Origin of the sequence: Maribellus comscasis, from assembly GCF_009762775.1 — a bacterium.
Lineage (GTDB): Bacteria > Bacteroidota > Bacteroidia > Bacteroidales > Prolixibacteraceae > Draconibacterium > Draconibacterium comscasis.
This window is the reverse complement of sequence record NZ_CP046401.1, coordinates 1,474,779-1,487,877: the sequence shown is the minus strand read 5'-3', so window position 1 is coordinate 1,487,877 and position 13,099 is coordinate 1,474,779. Positions and strand designations below refer to the sequence as shown.

Sequence of the window (13,099 nt, the reverse complement as noted above, 5' to 3'; positions counted from 1 at the left end):
TCTAAAATAAGCTTTAAAACTGTTTTGAAAAAACGCCTTGTAAATTAATTTATTGCTTTTGCCCGGTTTGCACTCACAAACAAAATGTTACCTAAATCCTGATATCCTTCAGAAAGTTCCTCAATTTTTGTCAACATTTCGGAAGTAAATCCGATGAGGGTTAAATCAGCATCGGCCGAGTACCTGGTGATCACTTCTTTTCTGTTTTGAGTATCAAACGGAACCATAGAAATATTTGAAGGGCTTATGGGCAAACGACCGGTTTTTATAAGCTCCATCAACTGTTTCCGTTTTTCCTCCATTAGTTCTTCCGGGTAAAGTGCAAATATTTTTATTTTGCCTTTTTTCCAGTCGGGGTGCCCCAAAATAATATACCCCAGCAAAATCATCAGGTTTGCATTCCGGTAATCTTCGGGGCTAATCCAAATATGAATTTCGTTTTTGTAGCCAAAACTTTTATACGAGGTATTTAAAATACAAATGTCAAAACCTGCAGATTCTACGAGTCCGTAATTGGCTGTAATTTCCTTTAAGTTTCCCGGGTCTGTTCTCGAAAATTCAAAAAGGATAAGGTTATTTCCTTTGCCGGAAATGCCAGAGAGCTGCACAACCTGAGCTATTGCCGACGTGTACGATGGTGAAATTATAGTGTCGAGGTAAACCCTGTTTTTACTTCCCGCTGAAAGTAGAATTAAGCGGTCAAGTACTTTTTTTGATTCTTCTGTTGTTTTTTCGTTGAGATAGCCTTTTATAAAATGAATGTATGTTCCGAAGCCATATTTATAGGACAACCACCGCATAATGTCAAAGGCCGAACGTCGCTTAAATGTATCGTGTGAGATACAAACTCCAAACGGGCGCCAACTGGTTTCTTTTTCGCTGCTGTCGGCGCGCTGTAGCATAATTTGAAGTTGCCGGCTCAACTGAAAAATAACGCCTTTGAAAAGTTTGTTCAGGCCTTGATTTTCCTCGTTGTTGAGCATGATAATATAGTAGATAATTGACATGATAACCAGAGAGGTGGCTGCATAGGGAGCGTTCATCTGGAACATCAGCCAAAAGGAAAAAAGTGCACCTATTAGTGAGATATACCAGTTGGAGCGGAATGTTGGGCGGTATGCCGGATCGGCGGCAAAATGTTCAAGGAAAGATATAAGACAAATGGCACCATAGGTCACCATAAAAAACATGGATATGATTTGAGCCACAAAGTCAACATCACCTACAACTACAAAAACAAATGCTATGATTATGGTAATCAGCGAACCATTTACCGGTTCGTTGTCTTTTTTCTTCCCTCTGGCAAACCAACGATTTAGTCCTTTTTGGGGAAAAATATCATCAAATCCCAAGGCCTGTAATGTTCGTGGTGCAACCATAATCGAACCAAGCGCTGAACTCAGTGAAGCTGCAGCCAGCCCGATTGGTATAATCGGCCCCCAAACAGCAATTTTACTCATTATCAACTGGTCGCTTACTAAATCGTAAGGTGATGCTGAAATTGCAAATTTGTATGCAATGGCAACATAAACCAACATGCCAACAACAGTCGCCCAAAGTGTTCCTCTGGGGATTGATTTTTTTGGATCTTTCAAATCTCCTGATAAGCCCAAGCCAGCAGCCAAGCCTGTGAAAGCAGGGAAAATGATGGTAAAAACAAAAAAGAAATTGAGGTTATTTGAAATGTGTGCATGAAAATTTATTTCCTGTGGTTTTATAGGTGAGTCTCCCAGGAAAAACATGACCAATGAGGTTAGAAGGACTGCAACAACAACATACAATGCTTTCATGCCAACGTTGGCTCCTTTAAAAAGGATGAGCAAAGAAAGAAGGGACATGGTGGGTATGGAAATCCAGCGACGGTCGGGGATATAAAAACCATAGTTTTGGGCTATCCATTCAATTACTGGCTCAAAAGCTTCTCCAAAAGCAATGACATAAAAAGCAACGCTAATAGCCTGCGACAGATAAAGTGCAATGCCAATCGCTCCTCCAATATTTAATCCAAACGACCGGCTGATGATGTAATAGGCTCCTCCACCCTGTACACGTTGATTTGTGGCAATTTCTGCAACAGCAAATGCTGTTGGAATGGTTACCACATGCCCCAGCAAAATGATTCCGATTACACCAAAAAAACCCACCTGGCCAACGGCCCAACCAAAACGAAGAAATAAAATAGCCCCAAGAATAGTTGACAGAGCAGTAAGAAAAACTGGCATTGTGCCAAATTTTGCATTGGTATTTACCAGCGATTTAGCCATAAGTTGATCGTTTTATAATTTTAAAATTGGAGTAAAAATCTGAAAAAACAAATCGATTATCAAAATATTCCCTTAAAACTATTTTTATTTTACCGCACAAACTACCTGTCAACTTTAATCGTTATTTTGTTCAAAAGACTAATTTTGCCGGATGCCTGTGAAGAAATCGTATAAAAATATTTTGTGGGGCTATGCTTTTTTACTTCTTGTGCTGGCCTATATTTTTGGGCTTTTTATTGATTTAACGGGCGATTCCGGATTGTATGCAGCAATTGCCAGGCAAATGGTTGAGTCGCATGATTGGCTGACACTTAAAATCAACAAAGAGTTATATGATCAGAAACCACACCTGCTTTTTTGGCTGGCCGGACTGGGGATTAAAATCTTTGGAAATACAAACTTTGCTTTTAAAATATTTCCTACGCTCTGGGCACTGGCCGGAGTATATTTTACTTATCGTTTGGGTAAATTATTGTATTCAAAAACTGCTGGTAAATATGCTGCTTTAATTGCCGGAACGTCGCAGGTATTTGTACTGTATCTTTTGGATATTCATACAGATACTGTTTTACAAACCGGTGTGATTCTGGCGCTTTGGCAACTTACTGCTTTCCTGAAATCAGGCACCCCGATTCATTTTTTTTGGGGTTTTGTTGGTGTGGGACTGGCAATGCTTGCCAAGGGACCGGTGGGGGCGGTAATCCCTTTTTTTATGGTTTTTATTTATTTGATTGCCCGGAAAGATTATCGTCACATTTTTCATCCAAAATGGTTTTTTGGAATTATAATCGCATTTATTGTAGTTTCACCGTCACTTGTTCATTTATATAAAAGTTTTGGAACGGAAGGAATTCGTTTCTTTTTTATCACCAATAATTTTGGTCGTATTTCGGGTGAATATGCCGGTTCGAGTAACGATCCGTTTTTTTATCTGTACAATTCTTTGTGGATTTTTCTTCCCTGGACGGTATTTGTGGTATTTGCAGTTTTTTCTGAAATAAAAAGTTGGTTCTCAAAAAAGAAGAGTGATGTTTGGGGAATTGCGTTATTGGGAAGTGTTTTGATTTTTACAGTCATTTTAAGCATTGCCAAAGGGAAATCGCCGAACTATTTTTTAATGGCCGTTTTCCCCATTGCTGTGTTGACCGGCAGATGGATGGCACAAAACGTTTCATCTTCGACAAAGACAGAAAAATCGGTTCAGGGCTTTCAATGGGCTGTCATTGGAATAATACTTCTGGTATTTGGCCTTGCGTTATTCATCAATCAGGGAAATAATGGCTGGTTGCCAATCGCGTTGATACTGTTTTTTTTAATTGCAGTAATTTTTGCTTTCCGATTTCAAAACAAGAAATCATTACGTGTCATTTTGGTTTCATTTGTTCTGGCCGGAACTTTAAGTTTGTTTCTGAATGTTTCTGTTATTCCCCATTTATATGACTACCAGGGGGCAAGACAAGTGGTTCGGATTTATCAGCAAAACAGAAATGAAAATGACAAACTGTATAATTTTGATCTGGAAGAATACGAATTGTTTTTTATGGCTAAAGATTCTGTGGGCAATATTGATACCTGGGAGAAATTGTTTGAAGTGCTTGAACGGCCGGGTAGTTGGGTGTATACAAATTCTACAAAATTCGAAGAGATTTCACATTTGGAATATAAAACAGATACGGCGTTTGTGATTCGTCAACATGGTATGAACCATTTAAACGGACGGTTTTTAAATCCTGCAACACGCGAGAGTAATTTAAAAACAAACTATTTAATCCGGATTTCGGGGAAGTAATTTTTCGATTTTAAAATAAAAACGAACGATACTTTTATCTTTGAATAATTATTCAATATGTAAAATTTAGCTGACCTAAAAATGAAATTGTCAATTATAGTTCCGGTTTTCAACGAGGAAAAAACCATTGAAGTAATATTGGATCGTATAATAAAAGCTCAGTTGGATTATGGATACAAAAAGGAAATAATTATTGTAAATGACTACTCGGACGATAACTCTGCAGCAGTGATTGAGCTATATATTAATAATCACCCGGATGCCGATATTAAATTTTTTCATCAAACTGAGAATAAGGGAAAAGGAGCTGCACTTCATCGTGGAATAGCTGAGGCGACTGGCGACTGTATTGTAATTCAGGATGCTGATCTGGAATATGATCCACGGGAATATAACAACATGCTCAAACCAATTGCCGAGGGGAATGCTGATGTTGTTTACGGTTCCCGGTTTATGGGAGGAAATCCGCACCGGATTTTGTTTTTTTGGCATTCAATCGGCAACAAATTTCTTACATTTATTTCGAACATGTTTACCAATCTCAACCTGACTGACATGGAAACGTGTTACAAAATGTTTCGCGCAGAAATTATCAAGGGATTAAATTTGAGAGAACAGAGATTTGGTTTTGAACCGGAAGTTACCGCAAAAATATCGAGAGTGCCCAATGTCCGTATTTATGAAATTGGTATTTCTTATTACGGCCGTACCTACGAAGAAGGCAAAAAAATTAATGCAAAAGACGGTTTCAGAGCCTTGTGGTGTGTATTGAAGTATAATATTTTTTAAAAAAAATAACGATAATATAAATGAAAAGAAGCCCGGAAAAACGTTTGCTCTTTCTGTTTTTTTTCCTGCTCACAGTGTTGCAGGTCGTTTTGTTGTTTTTAAATGAAAAGACTTTTGGAGGGGCCGACAGCGTGTCGCACTTTCAAATTGCACGCTACTCATTTAAGTACCCTCAACTGTTTCTCGATCTCTGGGGTAAACCTTTGTATACAACATTTTCAGCGCCCTTTGCATTGTTGGGATTTAAGGGTGCTCAGTCTTTTAATCTGTTGGTTGCAATGGTAACTTTATGGTTTATTTTTAAACTTTCACAAGAATTTTTTCCTCAGGCCGGATTGTTTACAGTTGTTCTTGCCGCTTTTGCACCCGTATATTTCATCCTAATGAATTCTTGCCTTACCGAGGTGCTTTTTAGTTTTGTACTTATTGTTTCTGTTTACTTTTTTGTAAAAAATAAATACATTCTTTCTGCTTTAATTTTGTCGTTTATCCCCTATGTTCGTTCTGAAGGAATTGTATTTTTTCCGGTTTTTGCACTTGCTTTTATTTTGGCCCGTTCGTATCGATCTGTCTTTTTTCTTGCAACAGGTACATTGTTTTATTCGTTAATAGGCTTTTGGGTTTTTGATGATATTTTATGGCTGATTCATCATTTTCCGTATCCCACAGGTGAGAGTGTTTACGGAAGCGGTAGTCTCTTCCATTTTGTAAAGAACAGTAACTTTATTTTTGGGGTTCCGTTTCTTGTTCTTTTGATAACGGGACTTTTTTACTGGTCTTCAGAACTTCTCAGGAAATTTTCGCTGACAAACCGGAATACCATTCTGTTTATTGTAATTGCAGGAAGTTGGATAGCTTATTTTGCAGCACATAGTTATGTTTGGTGGAAAGGTGTTGGCGGTTCTCTTGGATTAACCCGTGTTATCGGAGGTGTTATTCCTTTGGCTGCTTTAACAGCAGGCAAAGGTATTGAGTTTGTTTTCAAAGTGATAAAAAAAACACAGGCAGCCAGGGCTTTAATGGCTGTGTTTGTTGTAGTCCAAATTATAATGTTTTTTGGAACAAATCAGGTGCCGCTGAAGGCTCCTCCCACCGACAAATTAATAGAAAAGAGTGCAACATATATTCAGGAAAATAAACCTGCAGGGAGAATATTTTATTTTAACCCCATGTTGGTTTTTCATTTGGGACTGGATCCCTATGATCAAACACAAAGTGCCTGGGGGGTAAGCGACAAAATACAGCCTTCGAATAACATGGAATGGGGCGACTTATTGGTATGGGATGCCCACTTTGGCCCTAACGAGGGAGGGGTGCAACTTGATAACCTAAAAGATGATCCTTATCTGAAGGAAATAAAATCATACTTACCGCTGGAGAAGATTACCGTTCTGGGAGGGTATGACTACAGCATTCATATTTTTGAAAAAAACAGGGAACGGATTTCGTCTCAAAATGCAAGCTCAGCCATCGAAAAAGTTTTAACTTTTGAGCATAACGAAAACAATGTAACTGAAGTTGATGGAGAGAAAGTGTTTGTATTGGACGAAAGACAGGAGTATGGTCCGGGCATCACAATAATGAGCTATGAAATAAAACAAAAAAATACTTTGGAATTTAATGTCAGATTAGATTACAGAAGTGAAGCGAATTTGGGAAAAGATGAAGTATTGTTGATTTTTTCGGTGGAAAACGGCACAAAAAATCTGCGTTACGAAAAAAAGGAGCTTATTGCTGCAAACGGTAACTGGAGCAATCTCCTGCTTGATATAAAAATTCCGGCAGACTTGCCCGATTCAACTGCAATAAAAATTTATGTGTGGAACAAGGACAGGAAGAAAGTTCTGTTAAAAAAGTTGGCTGTTAATTTAAAAAGTTACTAGTTGTTGTTATTTGTCGTCTGTTAATTCCTTTTTTTCTTTTAGGGAATATTTGAGGCTAACACTTTTTTAACCACTTTCAAATCATCTATGTAAACCGGGCTTTCGCCGCTTCCTCTGAAAAAGAAAGCACAATCCTTTCGATCTGTTTGTTTTGGAATCCAGAAATTTAACACATATTTTTGCCAACCCGACGCATTTGTAGTGTCGCTTTCGTTTGAATAGAAATCAAAATCTTTTAGATATTCTGCAACAATATGCACCTGGTTTTTTTCCTGGCTATAACCCCAGAGACTTATTTCGAGGTAATCATATTGACTTAGGTTGCGGAGCCATATCCTGGTACCGTATCTGTTCTCTTGAGAAAGTTTTATACTGTGGTTTCCGCTTAACGATTTTTCGTTTGTGAGGTATTTTGCCATTTCAGCCTTTTCACCATCAGAAAAGAGTGTGTAACCGGAAATTGTGTCCGTTTTTTCAAAATCGCAAGTTAAGGTGTCGGTCTTGTTAAAAATAATATTTGCAGATTCTTTTCTTTGGGATGATGTGGTGTCTCTTTTTAAAAGAAATACCGGAAATTCTTTGGCAGCAATTTTCCAATCCGGGCTGGAGAGATAATTGTTCCTTATTTTTTCATTCCCCATTTGAGAATGCAGGTAATTATTGTCGTAAACGGAAAAAACAATATACCCGGCATCTTTTATAACCGGGAAGAAATAAATTTTTTGTCGCTGTGCCAAATGGGGTAAAATAGTGTTTGACGCACTTACGCTGGCTTGCGACGGGATTTGTTTCAACAAACGGTTGACTTTTTTTACATTGAACGGTGCCTCGAAGAAGTGTTTGTCATAAATTTTTACCTTCGAGGGGTTTAACGTATAGGGAATCCTGTTGTTGGAGCGCTCCAGTTTATGTGTCGTTACTGAAACAGTAGCTGTGCACACAAGTATGGTAAGAACTTTTTGAAATGAATGCGATTTAACAGAAGACAATGTCAGAAAAACAGACAATGGCAGCAGGGTTACCACTTCAACGGAATAGTAGGTGGCAATTCCCCAGCGTGTAGGAACATCATTTAATACTTTTTGCGCAATTATGGGGATAAACCAAATTAAATATTTTGGTTTTGCCAGAAGAACAAATCCGCCCGAAATAATGTAAACGAGATAAAATTCAGCTTTAACTCCGTTATAGGCCGGATCGTCCAGATGATTTACAAAAAACAGTTTGATTGATTCCACAGGGTGACGGAGAATATATAAAATTGCTTCGCCGGGTGTGGCTCCCAGAGCTGAATAATTAAACAAAGTATAACCAACATTTTTTGTTTCTATTGAAGGAATAAAGACTTTAAACAAAAGGATAAAATAAATGATGGAAATAAAAATTCCTGAAAAACAGTATTTCACGGCCTTTTTATCTTTTCTGTTTTCCAAAATCAGGACGATAAAAATAAAAATAAACCACAGTGGAATATTTTCCCGCGAGAAAAGTGAAAGAATAAAAATAACCAGTGCAGTGACATATTTTTTTGTCACAAAATAATAAATGAATATCGGGATAAAACACGATGAAATGATGGCCAGATTTACATCTGCAGAAAATGAAGTGTACCTTCCCAAAAGTAAAAAATAATAAAGCAGAACACCAGCACCGAGCCATACATTATCGGTTTTCAGTTTTATGGTTTTATATGTGTACCAGGCTGCAATTAAAATTAAGGCGTTTTGAATAATTATTAAAGTATAGGAGTGTGTTAGCCAGTTTAGCAACCAAAAGACCGGAACAAAATACATGAGCGTGAAAGAAAAATGATCTTGTAAAAAATTGCTTCGGAAATAGGGGATGGGGCTTATTTTGAAATGGGAATAGTCCCAGAAAGCAAAATTATAGTTGCCATAATCAAACGTTACGGTGCGAAACAGGTAGTGATTGGTAATTCCCATTGTAAAAAGGAGAATGCCAAAAAAAACGAGGATAAAATACGGAATGTGCTTTTGACGGAACCGAATCTTCATTGTTAGAGATCACTTCAAATTATGTATGCAAACTTAAAAAATAATGCGGAGTAAAATGTATGCTTTTGGGGGAGTTTTAATCATTTGTTGTTTTGATTCTTTTCACGAGTAGGCATTCAGCAAAAAGATTGCTACAGGATAACCAATTTACCCGATTTTATAATTTTCCCGTCTATTTCAGCTCTGAAAATGTAAACGCCACTTTTTATCACGGGGGCGAAACTTACTTTTGAATTTGCTGCTACTTTTTTTTCAAATACTTTACCTCCCTGTGGATTAAACAGAAAAAAAGTAACAAATTTTCCAAAGGGGGAAGTAAAATCCACTGTAAAATCCCGATGTGTTGGATTGGGATATACTTTAATGTTTTCCGTTGCGTTTCCAACCGACGTTATTTTTTGCGGTGTCAAACGATAATCCGTCAATTCGCCAAAGCAGTGGAGTAAACTATCGTTTAAACAAATAAGGTCATAAGTTACTGTTTTGTCTGAGTGAATGTTCGTTACCACAAAGTTATCACCCGGGCCTTCACCCATTCCGCTCCCAATGAGGCTAATATTGCTGTAACTATCATACATAAAATCATCGCTCCAGTCGGCTGCCCCAAAATCACCGGCAAACATAAATACATTGTTCTCCAACGACAGGAACAACGGGGCTATCTCAGACCAGAAATTAATGGAACCGGCTCTTCCTGCAAAAGAATTCGGGTAAATAACCGAATACTTGTTATTGTTTTCCCTCCATAACATTTGATGAAAAAAGACAAAGATATTATCCACATCTTCCTTGTATTCTTCTACTGTATTTTTCAAAAAAAGCAGTTGCTCGCCCGAAATATTCCAGGCATCGATGTTGGGATCTAAAAAGATAAATAAGTCATTTTCAAACGTAAACGAATAATAGGTGCTGCCATACCTGCTTTCAAAAAGCTCCCTGTTTTCCATATCATGGTTTCCTACTGCAAAATAAACAGGCAGCCCGAGAGAATCGATATCTGCATCAACTTCGTCCCAATCTTGGGCAACCGGGTTGGGGTAAACAATATCTCCGGTTAAAATACCGAACTTTATTTCCGGGCGTTCTTTTATGTATCCAAATTTTTGTTTTAAAGGGGGATGTAATCCAATGTTGTTTACACCCGGTTTTCCGTAGGTATGACCAGCAACAAAAAATGAGTACTTAACAGAATCGGTTTGGGCATCAGCATCAAGAATAAAAAGAATAAATAAAGTGAGAATAATATAACGTATCATTTGGCTTGTTCCTATTGTTTTTTAAGGCTTAGTCAATAATTATTAATTGGTGCTTTGAAAGTAAAAGCATTACAAAATAATAAAAAAAACATTAATGAATTGTTACATTTGCCCCATACGATTTATTGATGAAAGTTTTTATATATCCGGCAATACTCGCTTTTTCATTTTTAATAATTTTTTCGTGTTCTTCTGAAAAAACAGAAGAAGAAAAAGACACGAGGACACTATTTTTATGTGATGTTGAAGTGGTTAATGCAGAAAAGGGGCAATTTACTGAAACCTTGGGCAACGACATTTACTTCCAGAATGTGGAAACTCAATCCGATGATTTTGCCTATTCTGGAAAATATTCTTCGAAACTGTTTCCCGGCAGACCTTATGGATTAACCGTGGATATTGAAAATGTGAAGGCGGATGATTATATACAGGTGACCGCCTGGAGAAAAAGCAAAAACGATGGCGGGGTTGTCGTAATTGACGGAGGAAACGGTTTTTATCAGGCCGGGAAACATGTACTGGAAGAACAGAATGGTTGGCAAAAGATTTTTGTTGAATACTTTGTCCCTCCTAATTTTTATTCGGGGAAGGTGAAAATATTTGTCTGGAACAACAGCAGTGATACTGTTTATTTTGACGATCTTCAGATTGTTCTCAGCAATAGAAAAAATTATCCTGAATATACAGGAGAAAATTCACTGCTGATGTATGTAGAAGATACTGATTTTGAAAAGCTCAAACAGAAACGACATGAGGCATTCGAAACAACATTGCTGTTTAACTCTGACGAGGATTATTCAAACCTGGTTTTGTTTGGCGACAATCAATTTTTTAATGGCAGATATCGCTTAAAAGGTGATTTGCTGGATCATCTGCAAGGTGAAAAATGGTCATTCCGGATAAAACTAAAAAAAGGCTTTGCCTGGAAACACATGCGAACCTTTTCAGTTCAAAATCCCTCAACCCGTAATTTTTTATATGAATGGCTGTCACACAAAATATTTGAACAGGAGGAGGTGCTTACCACCCGATATGGTTTTGTTCCTTTACGAATAAATGATCGTTCGCTGGGAATTTATGCCTGGGAAGAACACTTTGAGAAACAACTTGTTGAAAGCAGGAACCGAAGGGAAGGCCCGATCATCAGGTTTGATGAATCGATTTTCTGGCAGCAGGTGCTTGAAACTAAAATGACAAAACGGGAGTGGGACATCGATTTTTTTAACGCAGCGGCGGCGGTTCCTTTTAAAGAAGGACAAATTATGGCCAATTCATTGATGGTGAACGCGCTGGAGGAGGCACAAAAACTAATACTTCAATATAAAAACAGAACACTGCCGGTGTCCATGGTTTTTGACCTTGATAAGCTGGCGAAATACTACGCGCTAATTGATTTAACCCAGGCATATCACGGCTTTACCTGGCACAATCAGCGTTTTTACTTTAATCCGGTTACCTGTTTACTCGAACCTGTTGCATTTGACGGTTATATTGAAGGTGGAATTTACAAACGGTTTGATGAACCCGTTTCAGGGATGGTTGATCCCAACTGGATGCAATCTTTAAAAAAAGAGGAACTGATGCTTTTTCAGGTTTTTTCCGATAGTTTATTTAACAAAAAATATGTGAATTATCTTGAAAAATACAGTTCATCGGAATTTGTTGATAATATCATTTTATCATATAAAAATGAGGGGGATTCACTTGCTTCTGTAATTCGAAAGGAATTTCCTTATTATCGTTTCGATTTTGGATACATTGAAGAACAGGCAAAATGGATTCAGGAGAATATTTCAAACATTCAAAAAAATGTTGATAAGCTGGGGGAAGCGGTTGCAGCTGTAAAATCCGGTAAATACAGAAAAGAGTATACTACCGCTGTCAATCCAAATTTGATCCCGTTAATGGTTCACGCATATTTCAACCGGGACAGGAAGCAGGTAGATGTACTCAATTTTCATAACGGCAGGGTAAAAGTAGTTGGGGCATTTTTGAACAACCAATTACCGGAAAATTTTGAACCGGAGCCTTCACTTGAACCTTTTAACGGAGTTAATGCCAGTCGTATTTCTATTCCAATAAAAGGTGTTCCCGAAAAAATTCTTTTTTCAGTAGATGACGAGATGTACGAAACAGAGGTACATCCCTGGAAGTATTCATCTGGATTAACGACCAGACAAATTGCAGAAAAGAGAGCGGCATCGAATTTTCCTGTAACTGACGGGAGAATAATTTTTGAGGGAAGTTATACCTTCAGTTCGGATGTTGTGATCCCTTCAGCAGTAAAAGAAGTTGTGTTTATGCCCGGCACAAAGATGAATTTGACAAACGGAGCCGGATTCTTTTCATTTGTCCCCGTGAAAATGCAGGGTACCTCTGCTGAGCCTGTGAAAATATTTTCAGGCGATAAGTCGGCACAAGGATTTAATATCATTCAGCCTGCCGGAAAATCGGTACTGAATTTTGTTGAGTTTCAGAACTTAAGTAACCTGCAAAAAGGAGGCTGGCAAACGCCGGCAGCTGTTTCGTTTTATGAAGCTGATGTTGAAATTAAAAACTCTGTTTTTGCCTCCAATGTTAATTGCGACGATGCCCTGAATATTGTTCGTTCTGATTTTTATGTGGAAAACTGTCGCTTTGAAAATACATTTGCTGATGCATTTGATTCTGATTTTTGTAGCGGCGAAGTAAAAAATTGTTTGTTTAAAAATACGGGAAATGATGCCATCGATTTTTCGGGCAGTCAGATCAAAATTTCCGGATGCGAGATGTATAAAATCAACGACAAAGCCATTTCGGGTGGAGAGCATTCCTTTTTAACCGTTACTGATTGTAAAATTGATAAAGCCAATATTGGTGTAGCATCAAAAGATTTGTCGGAACTGGTGCTGGATAAAATTGAAATGAATCAAACGGTTTACGGGCTGGTTGCTTTTGTAAAGAAACCGGAATATGGCCCGGGAAAGATTGTGATTGAGAATTTAAAATTAAAAAAGAACATGATTTTTCATCAAATTGAAGAGGGATCGGTTCTTACATTAAATGGAAAACCCATTTACGGGAAAGAAAAAAAGTTAGTAGAAAAACTATATCAATAAAAATA

At 37.7% G+C, this 13,099-nt stretch carries 7 protein-coding genes; 4 read left to right on the top strand and 3 right to left on the bottom strand.

Annotated features, from left to right (window positions below; all coding sequences use genetic code 11):
- Positions 1 to 44 precede the first annotated feature (44 nt).
- Positions 45 to 2,264 (bottom strand): APC family permease, encoded by a 2,220-nt coding sequence (locus tag GM418_RS06150; protein ID WP_158864201.1) that lies wholly within the window; start codon positions 2,262 to 2,264, stop codon positions 45 to 47.
- Positions 2,265 to 2,415: 151 nt separating this feature from the next.
- Here GM418_RS06150 and GM418_RS06145 point away from each other — a divergent pair, with 151 nt between their 5' ends.
- The 3 genes from GM418_RS06145 to GM418_RS06135 all read left to right on the top strand — a co-directional run bounded on the left by GM418_RS06145 (position 2,416) and on the right by GM418_RS06135 (position 6,725).
- Complete coding sequence (locus GM418_RS06145) at positions 2,416 to 4,053, top strand: ArnT family glycosyltransferase (RefSeq protein WP_158864199.1); 1,638 nt, start codon at positions 2,416 to 2,418, stop codon at positions 4,051 to 4,053.
- 81 nt (positions 4,054 to 4,134) lie between these two features.
- Complete coding sequence (locus tag GM418_RS06140; RefSeq protein WP_158864197.1) at positions 4,135 to 4,842, top strand: glycosyltransferase family 2 protein; 708 nt, start codon at positions 4,135 to 4,137, stop codon at positions 4,840 to 4,842.
- A gap of 20 nt (positions 4,843 to 4,862) precedes the next feature.
- Entirely contained in the window at positions 4,863 to 6,725 is a 1,863-nt protein-coding gene (locus GM418_RS06135) for a hypothetical protein (RefSeq protein ID WP_158864195.1), read from the top strand.
- A 38-nt stretch (positions 6,726 to 6,763) separates the two neighbouring features.
- On the opposite strand, the gene GM418_RS06130 is transcribed toward GM418_RS06135, so the two are convergent.
- The gene (locus GM418_RS06130; protein ID WP_158864193.1) at positions 6,764 to 8,740 is read right to left on the bottom strand and encodes a DUF2079 domain-containing protein; all 1,977 of its coding nucleotides are present in this window, start codon (positions 8,738 to 8,740) and stop codon (positions 6,764 to 6,766) included.
- Positions 8,741 to 8,871: 131 nt separating this feature from the next.
- The gene (locus GM418_RS06125; protein ID WP_158864191.1) at positions 8,872 to 9,996 is read right to left on the bottom strand and encodes a metallophosphoesterase family protein; all 1,125 of its coding nucleotides are present in this window, start codon (positions 9,994 to 9,996) and stop codon (positions 8,872 to 8,874) included.
- A gap of 128 nt (positions 9,997 to 10,124) precedes the next feature.
- On the opposite strand from GM418_RS06125, the gene GM418_RS06120 reads away from it, so the two are divergent.
- The gene (locus GM418_RS06120) at positions 10,125 to 13,094 is read left to right on the top strand and encodes a right-handed parallel beta-helix repeat-containing protein (RefSeq protein WP_158864189.1); all 2,970 of its coding nucleotides are present in this window, start codon (positions 10,125 to 10,127) and stop codon (positions 13,092 to 13,094) included.
- Positions 13,095 to 13,099 lie beyond the last annotated feature (5 nt).